Here is an 18,705-nt window from a genome sequence, read left to right on the forward strand (position 1 = left end):
CCGATGGCTACTTTTCTGCGTGATATCTTTGCCAAGCCGGTCGACCGTTCGATCGATGGGGTGATCAAGGCTGACGACAAGGCCAGCCTCCTGACCGAGCTTGATGAATATGTCATCACCAACGAGATCGGCGCCCGACTGGAGCAATTCCTCGACGCCTACAACAATTACGATACCGCGAACGGCGTGTGGATTTCGGGCTTCTTCGGATCAGGTAAGTCTCACCTGCTGAAGATGCTCGCTCTTCTGCTGGAGAACGACGAGGTCGAGGGGCAGCACGCCATCGAGATATTTGAGCGCAAGCTCGCGGGCAACCCGATGCTGGCGGGGGCCTTGCGCAAGGCAGTGTCGATCCCGTCCCGGTCGGTCTTGTTCAATATAGACCAGAAGGCGGATGTGATCTCGAAGACGGATGTCGATGCACTTCTGGCCGTCTTCCAGAAGGTCTTTGACGAGATGTGCGGCTATTATGGCAAGCTCCCGCATATCGCGCAGTTCGAGCGTGATCTCGACAGCCGCGGCAAGCTCGATGCCTTCAAAGCGGCCTTTGCGCAGTCTTCCGGAAAGCCTTGGGAGCGCGGGCGCGAACAGGCTCTGATGGAAGGCAAGCACATTGCCGCCGCCTTTGCCGAGGTCACGGGCGATGAGGTCAAGGATATTCTTGGTCAGTATCGCAAGGATACGAAGGTCTCGATCGAAGATTTTGCCAATATGGTGAAGTCATGGATCGATGCGCAGGGACCGAAGTTCCGGCTGAATTTCTTCGTCGATGAGGTGGGGCAGTATATCGCTGACAACGTCAAGCTCATGACGAACCTGCAAACCATTGCCGAAAGCCTGAACACTAAGTGCAAGGGGCAGGCCTGGATTGTTGTCACTGCCCAGCAGGACATGGGTTCGGTTATCGGGGATCTGACCGCGCAGCAAGAAAATGACTTTTCGAAAATCCAGGCACGCTTCGCCAACCGGATGCCTCTGAATTCCCAGGATGTGGCCGAAGTCATCCAGCGCCGCCTTCTGGCTAAGACCGAGGCTGGTCAGATCACCCTTGGCAATCTTTACGATGCTGAGGAGAACAACCTGCGCACCCTGTTCGATTTTGGAGATAATTCCTTCAAGTTCAGGAACTTCTCCGGAAAAGACCAGTTCGTCGCGAGCTACCCGTTCCCGAACTACCAGTATGACCTGTTCCAGCGCGCGATCATGGGCCTCTCGCAGCATAACGCGTTTGAGGGCAAGCACAGCTCGGTCGGCGAGCGCTCTATGCTGGGGGTGTTTCAGGAGGTGGCCAAGAAGCTGGCGGATACGCCAGTCGGGGGGCTGGCGACCTTCGACCTGATGTTCGAGGGGATTCGCACTGCCCTCAAATCCTCGGTTCAGCAGTCGATCCAGCTGGCCGAGAAGAACCTTGGCGATGATTTCGCCGTTCGGGTTCTGAAAGTCCTGTTCCTTGTGAAATACGTCAAGGAATTCAAGCCGACTGCCCGCAACATATCGATCCTCCTGTTGTCCCGGTTCGAGGCGGACCAGACCGAGCAGCGCCGCAATATCGAGGAGGCTTTGTCGCTTCTGGAGCGTCAGACGCTGATCCAGCGCAACGGCGAGGTCTATGAATTCCTCACCAATGAAGAAAAGGACGTCGAGGCCGAGATCAAGGCGATTGCCGTCGATCCCGCCGAGATAGAACGGCAGCTCGATGAACTGGCGTTTGGAGCGATCCTCCGTCACAGCAAGATCAAGCATGCCGGCACCAGTGTGGACTATGCTTTTACCCGCAAGCTCGACGGGCACAGCCTGAACCGGGAGCATGAGCTGTCGGTGAACATCATCTCACCCTTCAGCGACGATTCCGACGCGCCGGATGTGGTTCGCTCGAACAGCATGGCAAGCGATGAGATGGTTGTCCTGCTGGGACGTGATGTGCGCTTCACGCGCGATCTCGTCCTCTGGCTCCAGACCGTGAAATTTGCCCGTCAGGTCACCAGCGGTGACGCTCAGCCCGGTCGTGATCGCATCATTGCGGAAAAGCGTGACCAGAATACGCGGCGCGAAAAGGAACTGGTGCAGCGTCTCCGCACTCTGATCGCGGATGCTCGCCTTTTCGTGCGTGGAGCCGAGCTGGAAATCGGAGGCGAAGACCCGCAGGAACGGCTGGTCAAAGGTTTCCAGGTCCTGGTCGACAAGGTCTATACCAGCCTGCCTGTGCTGCGCGGCGCCACCTACACCGAAGCCGATCTTGGGCGTGCCGGCCGTATCGATGGCGGGCTTTTCGGCGGCGAAGGCAGCGGTCTGACCGAAGCCGAGCAGGACGTGCTGAATCACGCTCAGGCCCAGATGCGTCTTGGCACGCGCGTCTCGGTCAAGGCTTTGGTCGAGAAGTTCGGCGCCAAACCTTATGGCTGGCCTCCCATTGCGGTACTGTGCCTGACCGCAAGCCTTGTCGCGCGCGGCAAGCTTGAGGCACGGGCCGACAGTGCTCTGCTGGAAGGGGATGCGCTGGTGCAGGGGCTGCGCAACAGCCATGCCCTCGGCAATATTCTGCTTTCTCCGCAGATCGAGTTCACTGCCGCCCAGATCCGCAAATCACGCGAACTGTTTCAGGCATTGTTCGACCTACCCGCCTCGGGGAATGACGCGCGCAGTCTTGGTGCGGAATGGCAAGCGCAGTTGCGCAAGCTGACCGGCGAACTGGAGGCGCTTGGCCGGCAGGCGACTGGCTACCCGTTTGTTGCAGCTCTCGATCCTTTGCGGATCCTGCTCGACAGCATGCGCGATCAGCCGGCGACCTGGTTCATTACCGGCCCGCTGGGGCAGGAAGACCAGCTTCTGGATGCCAAGGAGGATATCCTCGACAAGGCCCGCAGCTTCATGTCCGGGCCGCAGAAGGGCATCTATGACGAGGTGCGCGCTTTCTTGGCAGCACAGGATCAAAACGTTATCTTTGCCGACGCTCCTGCCGCCGATGCGCTGCGTCACGCGCTGGCCGATCCGCAGTGCTTCAAAGGCACCGCGATTCAGGAACTGAAGGCGGATTTCTACGCGCTGAAGGAACGCATCGAACAAACGGTTTTGGCCGAGCGCAACGCCGTCATCGCCGCGATTGAAGAAGTGGCCGAGAAAACCACCCAGACCTCGGAATTCCGAGCGCTCCCGCCAGAGCAGCAGACACGTATCCGCGATGAGCTTGCCGCGCAGAAAGCCAGCGTGGCCTCGCAAACTCTGATCCCGGCCTTGCGCCATCGAGCGACAGAAGTGCGTTCCAATCTTCTGGCCGACACGCTGACGCGGATTGCCGAACTGACGCCTGCACCGGCGCCGACTCCCACGCCTCAACTCGAACCTACCGGTGGCGTAGCCGAACCTCAGCCTGCGCCATATGTGCCGCCACCCCCTGCAAAGCCCCAATATATCAAGGCGCAGTCGATCACTGTCCCCTTTGCGAAAACCTATCTCGAAGACGAGGACGATGTGACCCGCTACCTCGATGAGATGAAAAAGACTCTGCTGGCCGAGATCGGCGCGGGCAAGAAAGTGATTGTCTGATGGATACCAACGCCCTGAAGAAATTTGCGCAAAGCGCGCGCAACCTGCTGATCGATCAGGTCACCGCCCGGCTGGACATGGTGCTGGCCGAGGGCGCACCGACCCGCCGCGAGCATCCCAAGGCAATTGCCAAGCTGGAAGCCGCAGCCAACAGCAGCCGCGCCCATGTGATCGAACAGGCAGCCTATACATGGTTCAATCGTTTCACCGCGCTGCGCTTCATGGATGCAACAGGCCTGACCAACCCGCGCGTCGTATCGCCTGCCGATGGCGCTACCCGGCCCGAGATTCTCGCCGAGGCGATGGCGGGCAACCTGCCGAATCGCGCCCGGCCCGAGATTGCCGAATATCTGAACGGCACCCGCCCCGCCCATGACGGGCAGGCCGAAGCCTATCGGTTGCTGCTGATCCATGCCTGCAACGAATGGCACGGCGCGATGCCCTATATGTTCGAGCGCGCCGATATGCTCGACCGGGCCGATGATTATACCGAACTGCTGATGCCCGACGATCTTCTGTCGCCGGACAGCATCCTTGCCCGCCTGCGCGAGGTGATGACGGAAGAGGCCTGCCAGGATGTCGAGATCATCGGCTGGCTTTACCAATTCTATATCAGCGAGAAGAAGGATCAGGTTTTTGCCGGCCTGAAAAAGAACCAGAAGATCACGGCGGAGAATATCCCCGCCGCGACGCAGCTGTTCACCCCGCACTGGATCGTCCGCTATCTGGTGGAAAATTCGCTGGGGCGGCTGTGGCTGCTGAACCGCCCGCAATCGAAGCTGGCGGCGAAGATGGACTATTACATCGCGCCGGAAGAGCCGGAGACGGATTTTCTGCGCATCACCCGGCCCGAGGATATCCGCATCTGCGATCCGGCCTGTGGCTCGGGCCATATGCTGACCTATGCGTTTGACCTGCTCTACGAAATCTATGCGGAGGAAGGCCATGACTCGGCCGAGATCCCCGGCCTGATCCTGAAGCATAACCTGACCGGCATCGAGATTGACGACCGCGCCGGTGCCTTGGCGGCGTTCGCGCTGTCAATGAAGGCGGCGGCAAAGCTGGGGAGGCGGCGGTTCCTGCGGATGGAGGCGAAGCCCGACATTGTCGTGCTGCAAGACGTGCGCTTCACGCCTGCCGAGATGCAAGACGTAGCCGCCGTGGTGGGCAAGGATTTGTTCACCGATGACCTGCGCGAGACGCTGGGGCAGTTCGAGCAGGCCAAGAACTTCGGTTCACTGATCGTGCCGAAACTGCGCGATCCGGCCGAGGCGCTGCGGGTGGTTGAGGCGCGGGATTTCGGTTCCGACCTGCTGCTGAAGGAGGTGCAGGAGCGCGTCGTGGCCGTGCTGCGCATGGCCGAGGCCCTGTCACCGAAGTATCATGTGGTGGTGGCAAACCCGCCGTATATGGGCGGGAAAGGGATGAATGGGGCGCTTGGGGATTATCTCAAGTTGAATTATGCCGATGTGAAATCAGACCTGTTTTCAGCCTTCATCGTGCGTAATACCATTATGGCGCTTCCCAAGGCACAGCTTGGCTTCATGACGCCCTTCGTGTGGATGTTCATTTCATCCTATGAAAAATTACGTCTGTTCCTGCTGGATCAGAAGACGATCACGAGTCTGATTCAGCTTGAGTATTCGGGTTTTGATGGTGCGACCGTTCCTATCTGCACCTTCACGCTGACGAATATCCATCATCCCGAATTGAAAGGCGGATATATCAAGCTGTCTGATTTTCGAGGCGCGGTAAATCAAGGGCCGAAGGCGTTGGAGGCGATCCAGAACCCGGACTGCGGCTGGTTCTATCGCGCCTCGGCCGAGGATTTTGAGAAAATTCCGGGCAGCCCGATTTCTTATTGGGCATCGCATCAGCAGGTTCGGATGTTTGCGGACAATCCAAAGCTCGGCGAGATATCAAATGTTGTGGAAGGAACAACGACGGGTGATGTGGGTCGGTTTCTCAAGCTTTGGACTGAGATTTCCGCGGAAGATTTTAGCAGGCAAAATACAAAAGACAGAAGTTTATTGAGTGGAAGGCAGAAGTGGTTTCCATACAATAAGGGCGGCGAGTACAGAAAGTGGTATGGAAATAACGAATATGTAATTAATTGGCAGGATAACGGAAGGGATGTAAAGAATTATGCCGGCTCATTTGTGAGAGGGGAGAAGTACTATTTCCTGCCAGGGGTGACATGGTCAAAAGTTTCTTCTGGCTATCCGAGTTTTAGGCGATTTGGTTCTGGATTTGCATTTGATACTGGAGGCTTGTGCTTATTTTCAAGTGTGCCGCTCGATGAAATTTGCGGCCTACTAAATTCGAAGGCTGTATTTGGGGTTATTGGTCTTCTTTCTCCAACTCTAAACTATACAGTTGGGAATATTTCTTCGATCCCTGTAATTCGGGTTAGTGGTCCGACGTCTGACAACGTGACACGCTTGTGTACTTTGTCTAAAATAGATTGGGACACCTTCGAAACCTCCTGGGATTTCACAACGCTGCCGCTGCTCCACCCCGACCACCGGGGAGAAACGCTCGCTGCCACTTACGTCGCCCTCCGCGCCCATTGGCAGGGTACGACGGACGAGATGCAGCGGCTGGAGGAAGAGAACAACCGCGTCTTCATCGACGCCTATGGTTTGGCTGATGAACTCACCCCCGAGGTGCCGATCGAGGAGATCACCCTCACGTGCAACCCGGCCTATCGCTATGGCATGAAGTCCTCGGAGGAGGATCGCGAGGTGCGGCTGCGTGAGGATACGGTGGCCGAATTCCTCCACTATGCCGTGGGCTGCATGTTCGGGCGCTACAGCCTCGGCGCGCCGGGCCTGATCCTCGCCAATCAGGGAGAGGGGGTGGAGGAGTATCTGGCCTGCGTGCCGGAACCGACCTTCGCGCCTGACCGTGACAATGTCATCCCGGTGCTGGATGCCGACTGGTTCGCCGATGACATCGTCACCCGCGCCCGCGACTTCCTGCGCGTGACTTTTGGCGAGGCGAAGTTCCGCGAAAACCTCGCCTTTATTGAGGCGGCGCTCGGCAAGGATCTGCGCCGCTGGTTCACGAAGGATTTCTTCGACTATCATGTCCGCCGCTACAAAAAGCGCCCGATCTACTGGATGTTCTCCAGCCCCAAGGGCAGCTTCAACGCGCTGATCTATATGCACCGCTACCGGCCCGACACCGTCTCGGTCGTGCTGAACCAATATGTGCGCGAGTTCATCCACAAGCTGGAGGTAGAGCGCGCTCGACTGGAAAAGCTGGCTGTCGATCCTGCGGCTACGCCCGCCCAGCAGACAAAGGCGCAAAAGGAAACGGCTACGGTCATCAAGCAGATCGCTGAGCTGACCGAATGGGAACGCGAAGTCGTCTATCCGATGGCACAGCAGAAGATCGCCATCGATCTGGATGAAGGGGTGAAGCGCAACTATCCGCTGTTCGCCGGTGCGCTGAAGCCGATCAAGGGGCTGGGGGCTGCGGATGACTGACCGCATCACCGCCGGTCTGATGCGGCTCTATGAGGATCAGGGCCATCGCACCGTCTTCTGGTATGACGCCGCCCGCGATCTGCGCGGGGCGTTCGATGCGGTTGACCTGCCCGGCGTGACCAAGGTGGAGATCGCCAATAATGAATTCGGCCTGAAATACCGCATGCTGCGGCAGGAGCCGAAGGCACGGTTCCTGCTATATAAAGACGGCCCCGAGCCGCCGATGCCCGAGAACTGGCTGCTGGATGTGCAACTGGCCAGCGCCGTGTTCCGTGCCGATCAGGCAGCGATCTGGGTGGCTGATCTTGGCATTCCGGCGAAGTATGAGGCAGCCGTGCGCGATCACACCGAATTCTACCGTTCGGGTAAGCGGCTGGAAGCGCTGCGCGCCATCGAGCGCGAGCGGCCCTCGCAAAGCGCCAACGATGTCCGCCGCAAGATGCTGGCCGTCTGCGCTGGTGCGGATGGCGATCTCGATACGGTGATCGAGGCGTTGCTGGCCGAACTGGCCGAAGGCCGTGATGACGCGCTGAAGCTGGTGGATCGGGTCGAGCTGGCAGAGTTCTTCTGGAAAGAAGTGGCCGCGCGTTATGGCTATGCGGCGGATGCGCCGGATTTTCAGGATTTCGCCATCACGCTGTTTTCCAGCGCCTGGGCGCGGGCCATGGGAGAAGCTGCCCCCCTGAACACCGATGCCGCGCTGATGTTCCGCCGCTGGAGCGCCTCGCGCCGGTGGGGTGAGGCGTTCGAGAAGCTGTCGGGAGACTATCAGGATGTGCTGAAGATCAGGGACGATCTGGCATCACGGGATTTCCGCGCCCTGATCCCGCACGACCATTTCGAGGAAGTGGACCGGCGGATCGTTGTCGCCATCGTTGACGGGCTGGCCCAGCAGAGCCTGCCGGCGACCGATGTACTGAAATGGGCGCGCGACCGCCGCCAGAGCCATTGGTATGGCCGTTACGCCGATGTCTATCAGGCCATCGGCTATGCGACCGAGTTCCAGCAGGCTCTGGCCGAAGCCGACCTGACGATGACCAGCCTGTCTGATGGCGTAAAGCGCTATTCCGCAAGCTGGTTCCGGTTGGATCAACTCTATCGCAAGTTCATCTATCACATGCAGAAAAGCGGTCAGTCGGGCCTGCTGTCCGCCCTCTATGAGGCGGTCGAAAATCGCTACACCACGAATTTCGTGTTGAAGCTGAACGATGCCTGGCAGGATCAGGTTGCTCGCCTGACGGATTGGGCGATTCCGGGCTTCCCGCGGCAGGTGGATTTCTACCGCGAACAGGCGGCAGAGTTCAGGCGCAAGGACCAGAAGGTCGTCGTCATCATCTCGGACGCGCTGCGCTATGAGGTGGCCGAAGAGGCACTGCGCGAGATCCGCAAGCTCAACCGGTTTGATGCCGATCTGAAGCCGATGATCGGGGCCTTGCCCAGTTATACCCAGCTCGGCATGGCGGCGCTCTTGCCGCACCGGCAACTGGCGATCCGCGATGACAATGATCTGGTGCTTCTGGATGGTGAAAGCACCATGGGCGCCGCCGCCCGTGAAAAGGCGCTGGCAGCGGGCCGGGCTGGAGACCGAGTAAAGGTTCTGGCGGCGAAGGATTTCATGAATCTTGGATCGTCAGAGGGCAAAGACCTCTTCCGCGATCATGACATCCTCTATCTCTACCATAATCAGATTGACGCGATCGGCGACAAGCTCGCCACCGAGGAGAATGTTCCCGCAGCGGCAGAGACCGCCATCGAGGATCTGGTGAAGCTGGTGCGCAAGCTGACCTCGGCCAATTTCTCGAACATCCTGATCACCGCCGACCACGGGTTTCTGTGGCAGCACAAGGCGTTGGAAGAGAGCGGTTTTGCGCTGAGCGAGCCGGAAGGCGACATCGTTACACGCAACCGGCGCTATGTGATCGGACGGGGCCTCAGCAGCAGCGGTGGCATGAAGAAGTTTACGGCTGCTCAGCTTGGCCTGGAGGGTGATCAGGACATCCTGATCCCGAACTCGATCAACCGCCTGCGCGTAAAGGGATCAGGCAGCCGATTTGTCCATGGCGGGGCGAGCCTGCAAGAGATCGTCCTGCCGGTCCTGCGTGTCGGCAAGCAGCGCAAGGAGGATGTCGGGCAGGTATCGGTGCAGATTATTCCGCCAGCCCGCGCCCAGATCACCACGGGTCAGATCCAGATCACCTTCTATCAGGCGGAGCCAGTGACCGAGAAGCAGCAGCCCCGACAGGTGTATGCTGCCATCTTTGCGGACGATGGAACGCTCATCTCTGACGAAGCCGAGCTGGAATTCGATTTCGCGTCCGAGAACCCGCGTGAGCGCGAGCTATCGCGGGGCTTTCTGCTGTCCAAGGCGGCAGACGCCTATAACAATCAGACAGTCTTCCTGAAGCTGCGTACGCGCATTGGTAAGACAAGCCATTTCGAAGATCACGCTTCGCAGCCGCTGCTGCTGAAACGCGGGATCAGTACAGATTTCGATTTCTGAGGTGCCGATGTCGACCCTTGATGACAAGATCAATGAGCATTTTGCCGGTTTCGTGGTCCGTAAGGACCTGGTGAAGGCCGTGAAGGGGAACGCCATTGTCCCCACTTATGTGCTCGAATACCTTCTCGGCCAGTATTGCGCGACCGATGACGAAGCCTCGATTGCGACAGGCATCGAAACGGTCAAGGACATCCTGCGCAAGCACTACGTCCATCGTTCCGAAGCGGGGTTGGTACAATCAACGATCAAGGAGCGTGGCCGCTACAAGGTCATCGATCAGGTTAGCGTGGCGCTGAATGAAAAGACCGATGCCTATGAGGCGGTCTTTGAAAACCTCGGTATCAAGCGGGTTGCCATCGACAGCGCCACGGTAAAGGCGCACCCGAAACTGCTGGTTACGGGTATTTGGTGCATCGCCGATGTGCAGTACGAGTTTTCGGAAGACAGCCGGATCTCCCCCTGGATCATCGACACGTTGAAGCCGATCCAGATCGCCCGTGTGGACTATGACGGCTATCGCGAGACGCGGGATAAGTTCACCACCGAGGAATGGATCGATCTGCTGATGCAGAGCATCGGCTTTGATCCGTCACTGTTCGGGCGCAGGTCAAAGCTTTTGCAACTGTTGCGCCTGGTGCCATTTGTTGAGCGCAACTACAACCTCATCGAGCTTGGTCCCAAGGGGACGGGAAAATCTCATATCTATTCCGAGTTTTCACCACATGGTCAGCTGATCTCGGGCGGTGAAATCACGGTTCCCAAGCTTTTCGTGAACAATTCCAATGGCCGGATCGGATTGGTCGGCTTTTGGGATGTCGTGGCCTTTGACGAATTTGCCGGCCGCGAGAAGACGGCCAACAAGGCGCTTGTCGATATCATGAAGAACTACATGGCAAACAAGCAGTTCTCTCGTGGTGTAAATCCGATGGGCGCCGAGGCCAGCTTCGCCTTCGTCGGCAACACGGACCATAACGTGCCTTGGATGCTGAAAAATACGGACCTGTTCGAAGCTCTGCCGCCGCAGTTCCACGACAGCGCCTTTATTGATCGATTGCATGCCTATCTGCCCGGATGGGAGGTCGACATCATCCGGGGTGAGATGTTCACATCTGGCTATGGGTTCATTGTTGACTATCTCGCCGAAATCCTGCGCCATCTGCGTGCGGAGGACTTCTCGCACCGGCCAGATCGCTATTTCACCATTCCGGTTCAGACCCATATCCGGGACCGTGCGGCGATCAACAAGACCATGTCAGGTCTGCTGAAGCTGATCTTCCCGAATGGAGGCGAGACAGAAGCCGAAGTTGAAGAACTGCTGCGCTTTGCGATTGAATGCCGAAAGCGGGTGAAGGATCAGCTCCTGCGGATCGACAGCACCTTTGAGGCAGCAGATTTCCATTACATCGCATCGGATGGCGCAAAGCGCGCCGTCGCCACGCTGGAGGAAGAGGAGTTCCCCCAGTTCTACCACCGTCGATCAACCGACGATGGAAGTGAAGGTACGAATCAACAAGAGATTGGGTTGGTACCGGCAGAGCCGGTCTCAACGGTGGCTGCTTCCGCAGCACCTGCCGTTGCCGCTGCCCCGCACTCACCCCCAACTCCCGGACATGTCGTTTTCACAGAAAACCGCAAGGGCATCAGTTTCGACAAGATCTTTGGTCCTTGGACGGATGGCGCGACGCGGATCATCATCACAGACCCCTATATCCGAAAGTTCCATCAGGCGCGCAACGTGATGGAACTGATCGAGATGCTGATCAGGCGCAAACAGCCTGAAGATCAGATCGCTGTGCATCTTGTCACGGCTCCGGACGATGGGAACATTCAGGAGCAGCGAGAGTGCCTGGACGGGATTGCTGAAGCCTGCACAGGCACGGGCGTCGATTTCACATGGGCCTTCGATGGGAGCGGCACTCTCCATGCACGCGACATCACGACGGATACTGGCTGGAAGATGGTTCTGGATCGCGGATTGGATATTTTCCAGCCAACGCCTCGCAAGATGAACGGTTTCTCGCTGGGAGAACGGATGCAGGAGCACCGGATGGTCCGTGGTTTCTACGTGACTTATGTCGAGAACCTTTAGCTTCGTCGACCGTGTTGACGGTGCAGGTTCGGCTACGCGCTCGGCGGGAAGAAAGAAGTCGACCTCGATGCCCAAGCCCTCATCCTCGTTACAGTTTTCCTGATCCGCAGATTGCAGGCCATTCATGCACTACCCCTTCCTCGTCACTGATCCGCGCTCCGGCCTGCAATACCGCCTGACCGATACCGGTCTTGCCGAATTGTCCCTTGCCCCCATTTCTGCCGAATGGGCGCCGGGGCGTGCCATTGCCGAGGCGCCTGACCCGGTCTGGGCCGAAAGTCTTGCCAATGCGCCTGTCGAGACGATCTCGGCGGTGACCGCCGCGCTGACGGATCTTGTGCTGGCCACGCCGGATCTGAAGGTGCCGAACGTCGATCACCTGCCAGACAGCCGCGCCAAGCGGCATCTCTTGGCGCTGGTCGCGTTGTGGCAAAGGTTGGGGGATGCGCTGCCAGAGGGGCTGGCACCGATTTCCCATGTGCTGGCCCTGCCGCATGGGTCGTTCCTGGGCTCGTTGCCGGTGGTTGAAGGTTCGCTGGATCCTCTAGCTCCTGCGGCGCTGCAGGCGCTTTTTGCCCGGTTGCGGGACGAGTTCGGCACTGTTCCCGCAAGCGCCTATACGCCCCGGGCCGCAATCGGCAGCCGCCTGCACGCGCTGCAGGGCGGTGTTTCAGCGCAGGATATCGAGGCCGGGGTTCTGGATGACAGCCTCGCGTTCTATGGTCTGCGCGATCCCGCCGCCTGCGCCGATTTCGCCGCCGCCCAAGCCCGGGCGCTGATTGAGTCCGGCGTTTCGGCCCGTGAAATCGCCGTGCTGTCGGGCGATGAACTGCGCCAGATCGCGCGCGCTTTCTCAGCCCAGGGAGTGCCGCTCTCGGGCCTTCCGGGCCAATTACCCGAGCGAGATGTCATTGGCGAGACCGCGCTACATCTGGCGCTGGCCAAGCGACCGCCAACTCCGGCTATGGTCTTGGCGAGCCTCGCGCTTTCTCCCTTGATGCCCTGGGCGGCACAGACCGGGCGCGATCTTGCCGAAAGCCTCATGGGTGGCGATTTCCGAGGCGCCATCCTCACGGACACGCCCGCACATAAGGAACTGTGGGACGATATCCGCGCCTCGGCCGGCAGCTTGCCGCAGCTGCGATTCCTGCTGGACCGGATCTGCGAGCGGATCGGAAAAGGCGATCAGGTCCGCGCGCGGCTGACTGTCCCCCCCGGCGAAGGCACGCCGGATTGGGAGATAATCCTGCGTGGCATTCAGATCGCGCCGCCCATGGTTGCGGACCCCGACCGCAATCTTGAAGGCGTCAGCCTCTGGTCCGCGCATGAAAGCCCGTGGCGCCCATGCCGCCATCTGATCGTCAGCGATTTCACCGACGGGCTTTACCCGACTCGCCCGCGTGCCAATCCGCTGTTTCTTGACAGCGAGATCGCTGCGATACACGCGGGAACCGGCGTTCACCTTCGCGGTCGGGCCGAGGGGCTGGCGCAAAGCCTCGCGTTACTTGATCAACAGCTTCAGGCGGTTTCCGGCAGCGTCACCTTCCTCATCCCATGGCGCGATCTGGCGGGCGGGCGCTTGCAACCTTCGGCCGGGTTGTCGCTGGTGGCGCGGGCGGTGGCGGGCGTTGAGGATGCCAGCGATCTGATCACCGATCTGTCGCGTCAGAGCCCTGCGGAATGGCCGATTGCGTATCACCATCTGATGCCGGTGCCGGAACCCGCGGAATTGCCTGAGGAGCTTGCTTTCCCGGGGCATGACCTTCTGTCCTTTCGTCGGCGCGATGACGGCACCGCCAAACCGCAATCGCCCTCACGGCTCGAGACGCTGCTTGTGAGCCCGCTCGCCTGGCTTCTGGCCGAGGTTGGGGCCGAGGATATGTCTTGGTCGACCGAAGAACTCGACGTGATGGCAAGGGGCAATATCGCCCATGATGTCTTTGAGCATGTCTTCCTGAAGGATCAGCCGTTCCCGGAAACCGAGGCGCTGGCAGAACTGATCGCCGAGGCCTATGACCGCGCGCTCACCCGTCACGCGGGCTATCTGCGCAGCCCGTCATGGGAGATGGAGCGCCACGGTTTGGAGCGTGAGATCATGGCGGCGGCCCTGCGCTGGCGCGACCATTTGCTGGCGCTCAATGCCAAGATCATCGGCAATGAAATCTGGCTGGCCGGTGAGGCGCATGGCATCAATCTGCATGGCAAGGCCGACGCGATCCTTGAACTGCCTGATGGTGCACTCTTGATCATCGATCACAAGAAAAGCGGCACCAAGGGCCGACGGCAGCGGATGGAGGCGGGCTGGGATCTGCAGGCAGGGCTTTACGCCGATATGATAGCGCGGCCCATGCGGCGCGAGGGTGACGGCATGGACCCGCTGATCGGCCGCAAGGTGGCGGTCGCCTATCACCTGATGAATGATGGCGGGCTGCTGACTTCGGGTCTGGTCTTGCCCGAGGGCTCGCCCGCCCGCGACATGGGCGATGCGGTGAATGCCGGGGCGGTAGCCAAGCTGGCGGAACGCTTGGCCGAACTTGGTGCAGGACGGGTCGTGCTGAACACCTCTGAGGATGCGGCCTTCTTCAAGAAAGAAGCCGGCTTCACCCCATATGCGCTGACCGATGGCTCGGCCCTGGTCACCGCCTTCATCCGCACGCTCGAGGAGGAATGACCATGGCCCCCGTCAATGCAGATCAAGGTCTGGTCATCGTTCCCGCGGGTGCCGGCGCGGGCAAGACCCACCGCATCAAGACCCAGCTGTCCGATTGGGTGAAACGCGGCATTGTCCGGCCCGAACGTATCCTTGCCGTCACCTTTACCGAGGCCGCGGCTGGCGAGTTGCGCGAAAGGATCCGTGCCGGCCTTCTGGCCGATGGACTGGTCGCCGAGGCGATGGCGGTCGAGCGCGCCTATGTCTCGACCATACATGGACTGGGCCTGCGGCTTTTGACCGAACATGCTCTGGCGGCTGGCGCCTCGCCGCAGCCGCGCCATCTGGGCGATGCCGAGCGGGATCTGCTGATCCGTCAGGCACTGGCACATGCCAAGGCGCTGGACCCGATCAAGGCCGTGCCCGAGCGGTTCGGTTACGCCCCGAACTTCGTGAAGGGCGAGACGGTCGAAGACAGTTTGCGCGCCCGGGTGCTATCGATGATCGACCTCTTGCGCGGCCTTGGGGACAAGGGGCGTGACGCTGGCCTGATCGCTCCGGCACTGACGCGGCTGGATACGGTTTACGGGCCGGTTCTGGATGACCCTATCGCCGCGACCACCGCGTTGCAGACGGCCGTGCAGGTCATGATCGCAGCCTTTCCCGAGGGAGGCATGGCCGGGATAACCGCCAAAACCAATGTCGAGAAGCTGGAGAAAAACCTCGCGCTTTTCAAACGTGTTGATCGCGCGCCCGATCTTCTGGATCGGGATTGGCAGGTCTGGAACGATCTGCGCAGCCTGTTCATCTCTAACCGCTCCAGCAAGACGCCTGCGGGATATGACGACCTTGCCACGGCGATCATGGCGGCGGCGGATGTGCTGCCCTGCCATCCCGGCCCGCTGGCCGATGCTAAGCTGCACCTGTCCTGCCTGATCGCCTGCGCGCAAGAGGTGATGGCGGCCTATGAGACCCGCAAGAAGGCGCTCGGCCTGATCGACTTTGCTGATATGATCACCGGGGCTGAGCACCTGCTCCGCACCGACCTCGCCGTGCGGCAAGCGGTGCTGGACGAGATCGACTGCGTCATCATCGACGAATTCCAGGATACCAACCCTGTGCAATTCGCGCTTTTGTGGCAGTTGGGCCAGCACGCGCCGCGTACACTGCTGGTGGGCGATGTCAAACAGTCGATCATGGGGTTTCAGGGCGCCGATCCGCGCCTATCCATAGCGCTGGCGGCGGCAAACCCCGATGCGACCCAGCCTTTGGACCGCAACTGGCGCTCGACCCCAGCCATCATGCAATTCGTCAATGCGATGGGGGCTGGCCTCTTTGGGCAGGGCTATAACCCGCTGGCGCCGACCCGCGATGCGGTCGCAGGTCCCGCGATCGAGGTTCTGAACGCTACGCAGGGACGACGCTCACAAAAGTATTCGCAGCCCCCAGAACACATCGCCGAGCGCATCGCCCGTATCCTGACTGATACTGAGACCATCACCGACCGCCACACGAAGGCCGCCCGGCCGGCGCGGCCTTCGGATATCGCGCTCTTGGTCTGCCGCCACACCACCGCCGCCCGCTATGCCGAGGAATTGCGCGCGCGCGGCGTTCCGGTGCGGATCGCCGAGGATGGCTGGGCGAAAAGCCCGGTGATTGTTGCCGCCCGCGCCGCGCTGGCCTTTGCCGCCAATCCGGCGGATATCCATGCCGGGCTGCTCTTGCGCACGCTTGGCCCGGACCCGCTGCCCTTGCAGGAGGCGCTATCCGCCCAAATGGAAGGGCGGTTGGTGGATGACCCGGTGCTGATGCGGCTCGCCGCTCTGTCGAACCTTTTGGCCCGCCTGCCGGTGGCTGCGGCCCTTGATCTGGTGTTGGATGCCGCCGGCCTGCGCCTCTGGGCGGAACGTCAGCCTGACGCCGCCCAATCCCGTGCCGATCTTTTGCGGCTAGAGGCTGAGGCGGGTGAGTTCGAAGCCGCGCATCGCGATCTCAAATCCGCCTCGGGGTTCCACGGCGAGACTGCCAAGATATTTCTCGGCTGGCTCGACGCCCGTGGGAGCGAGCGCGATTTCGACCGTCATCCCGATCCTTCCGCCAACAGCGCCGAGGCGGTGGAGATCGTCACCTGGCACGCCTCCAAAGGGCGGGAATGGCCGATCACTGTCGTCGCCGAGTTCGACTATGGCATTGAGGAACGTGCGGGGGCCACTGCGACCCGTTTCGATGCCCTGGACCGCATCGACGATATGGCGGTGGTGCTGGGGTCCGCGAGCCTGATCCACACGCCCGGCTTTGCCGCGCCCGAGGCGACCCGCCGTTTCATCGAAGACCGCCGCGCCGATTTTGAAACCAATGCGAAAAACCTTCTCTATGTCGCCCTGACCCGTGCCCGTGACCGGATGGTGCTGGAATGGCCGGGTTTTCTGAAGGACCGCGAAGAAGACGCGCCCGAGGCTACGAACCTGTTTCATATCCTGTCCGATACTTGCGCGCCGCAGATCGGGGCGGGCAGCCTGCGCATCAATGGCGTGGATTGCCCGGCGCTGATCACGCAACTGCCTGAAGAGGCGGGATTTACCGAGTACGCAGGCGGTGCGGCAGCCTCAGCGCTGCGATTCGGTGCCGCTGCGCCGTTGCCCGTGACACCGCTGACGCCCTGGCGGCTGCAGCCCTCGCAAACCCGTAGTGCGGGGGTGCCGCCCGTGTCCCGCCGTATCAACATCGGAGCACCCTGGCCAAAGGCACTGAACGATGCCTACCGCGGCACAGCACTGCATCTGGCGCTGCGCACATACCTGACCCGGCCCGATCTGGCCCCGGCTTTGGCTCTCGCGACCGGGCTTGACGACGCCACTCTTGCGCTAGTGGCCGAGCGCGCCACGGCGCTGAAAGCCTGGCTTGCCGATCAGGGCTATACGGACCTGCGCGCCGAGATTCCGGTGCTTGGCCACACGCCCGAGGGTGCAGAGATCCCCGGTACCCTCGACCTTCTCGCCATCGGCCCGGCAGGCGCGATGCTGATCGACCATAAATCCGGCGGCGGCGGTGACGGGTTTGGCCCCTATTGGCCACAGCTTTCCAGCTATGCCGGACTGTTGGCCGGACTATACCCGCAGCATCCGCTGCAGGGCGTGGCGGTGTTCTGGGTCGATCACGGTTGGCTGGAACTGGCAGATGAGGGCGCGTCAGCGGGAGCTTTCGCACAGGCCAGAGTTAACTGATGCCCTGGGGAATACTTGCGCCCGATACCGTGGTTTCGCAACGGCGCCAGCAGAACCTCGGGCTTGCGGCGGCGGTTCGTCATTTCAATGATCGGGCGGTCCCCGGAATCGGCGGCATGTGGTTTCCCATGCCCATCCTTTGGTCGGTTCTGGCGATCTCTATCGCCGAGGAACTTGGTGTGCCGGCACTGCCTGTCGGCAACGCGGTCGAAGCGCGCGTCATGCTTGAAGTCATCGCGGGCCCGCAGGATCGCCGTGTGCGAGGGGCGAGGAAGATGCAGGGCTTGAAGGATAGCAGTTTCCACAATCTCAGGCGTCGCGGAACTTATGTGGTTCAGCCGATCCGCATGGCGATGGTGCAGCCTCTGGTCGCACTGGGGTTCGTGCAGGGCAGCCGCTACGGCGCGTTCCGCATACATAGCGCTGGAAGAGAGCTGTTGGAGCTGAATGCGATGAAAGAACCGCGCCGTTTGCTTGGTGCCTGGGCGCATGGCAGGCAGCCACATGGCCTGAAGGAGGCCCTGACAGTGCTTTCCCCGGTTGGGGCTGTCCCGGAAGCGGTGCGTAAACTGATCCTTGCCCGATTGCTCGACGGAAATGATCCCGGCTCGACCCGGCGCCGGGCCCTGGCGCGCCTCGGCACTGGCCCCAGCTCCGCGCATTTGGACCAGGAAACCGCATTGGCGGGGCTGGCGCCGGATCATTGGTCGGATTTGCGCGCAGGAGCGGCTTTTATGGATCTGCGCGATGCTGCGTTGTCGGTGTTGGACCAGTTGGAACAGCACTTGCTGAAGCTTCGCGACGATAATCAGCCTGTGCGCCTGTCAGAAGCGGAGGCAGCCGAAGTCGCCGCCGAGCCGCTGAAACAATTGCGCGATCTGGCCTCGGCAAAAGGCGCGCTTGTCGATCAGGGCAATGAGGAGACTAGCCGCAGATTTATCGCGGAAATCCGAAATCTGTCCGATCAGCAGCTGATCCAGAGGCTGGCCGCGCGCGATTCTACCGTAATTTTTCAGTGCGAAGGCCACATTGTTCTCGGGCCGGCTGCGGGCGAGTTGCGGGGCAGCTCGGAGACCCAGGACGAGAATCGGCCCCCTCAGGACGAGGCCTTCGCGCCGCAGCTTTTCCGGCTGCACAATCTTCATTGTCTGGTGACGGAGCTGTCCGGAAAGGTGAACCCGGGCAGCCGTGACGCGGGATAGGAGGCC

7 protein-coding genes are annotated in these 18,705 nt (G+C 60.6%); all 7 read left to right on the plus strand.

Going from position 1 to position 18,705, the window contains the following annotated elements; translation table 11 throughout:
- The first annotated feature begins 3 nt into the window (after positions 1-3).
- The 7 genes from brxC (at position 4) to DFR47_RS11500 (ending at position 18,699) form a co-directional block, all read left to right on the plus strand.
- Positions 4-3,543: a BREX system P-loop protein BrxC gene (brxC, locus tag DFR47_RS11470; protein ID WP_113944570.1), complete on the plus strand. Its 3,540-nt coding sequence runs from the start codon at positions 4-6 to the stop codon at positions 3,541-3,543.
- Positions 3,543-7,034: a BREX-1 system adenine-specific DNA-methyltransferase PglX gene (gene pglX / locus DFR47_RS11475; RefSeq protein ID WP_113944571.1), complete on the plus strand. Its 3,492-nt coding sequence runs from the start codon at positions 3,543-3,545 to the stop codon at positions 7,032-7,034. Before brxC ends, pglX begins: the two co-directional genes overlap by 1 nt.
- Positions 7,027-9,534 carry a BREX-1 system phosphatase PglZ type A gene (gene pglZ, locus DFR47_RS11480; RefSeq protein WP_113944572.1) on the plus strand — a complete coding sequence of 836 codons (2,508 nt, stop codon included), beginning with the start codon at positions 7,027-7,029 and terminating at the stop codon, positions 9,532-9,534. The genes pglX and pglZ overlap by 8 nt, the downstream gene beginning before the upstream one ends.
- Positions 9,535-9,541: 7 nt before the next feature.
- On the plus strand, positions 9,542-11,623 hold the full coding sequence (gene brxL, locus DFR47_RS11485) for a BREX system Lon protease-like protein BrxL (RefSeq protein WP_113944573.1): 2,082 nt from the start codon (positions 9,542-9,544) through the stop codon (positions 11,621-11,623).
- 124 nt (positions 11,624-11,747) lie between these two features.
- On the plus strand, positions 11,748-14,294 hold the full coding sequence (locus DFR47_RS11490; protein ID WP_113944574.1) for a PD-(D/E)XK nuclease family protein: 2,547 nt from the start codon (positions 11,748-11,750) through the stop codon (positions 14,292-14,294).
- A 2-nt stretch (positions 14,295-14,296) separates the two neighbouring features.
- Positions 14,297-17,497, plus strand: a complete 3,201-nt coding sequence (locus DFR47_RS11495) for a UvrD-helicase domain-containing protein (protein ID WP_210207307.1) — start codon at positions 14,297-14,299, stop codon at positions 17,495-17,497.
- On the plus strand, positions 17,497-18,699 hold the full coding sequence (locus DFR47_RS11500; protein WP_113944576.1) for a hypothetical protein: 1,203 nt from the start codon (positions 17,497-17,499) through the stop codon (positions 18,697-18,699). The genes DFR47_RS11495 and DFR47_RS11500 overlap by 1 nt, the downstream gene beginning before the upstream one ends.
- Positions 18,700-18,705: the final 6 nt, after the last annotated feature.

It is taken from the genome of Pseudochrobactrum asaccharolyticum (assembly GCF_003314995.1).
Taxonomy (GTDB): domain Bacteria; phylum Pseudomonadota; class Alphaproteobacteria; order Rhizobiales; family Rhizobiaceae; genus Pseudochrobactrum; species Pseudochrobactrum asaccharolyticum.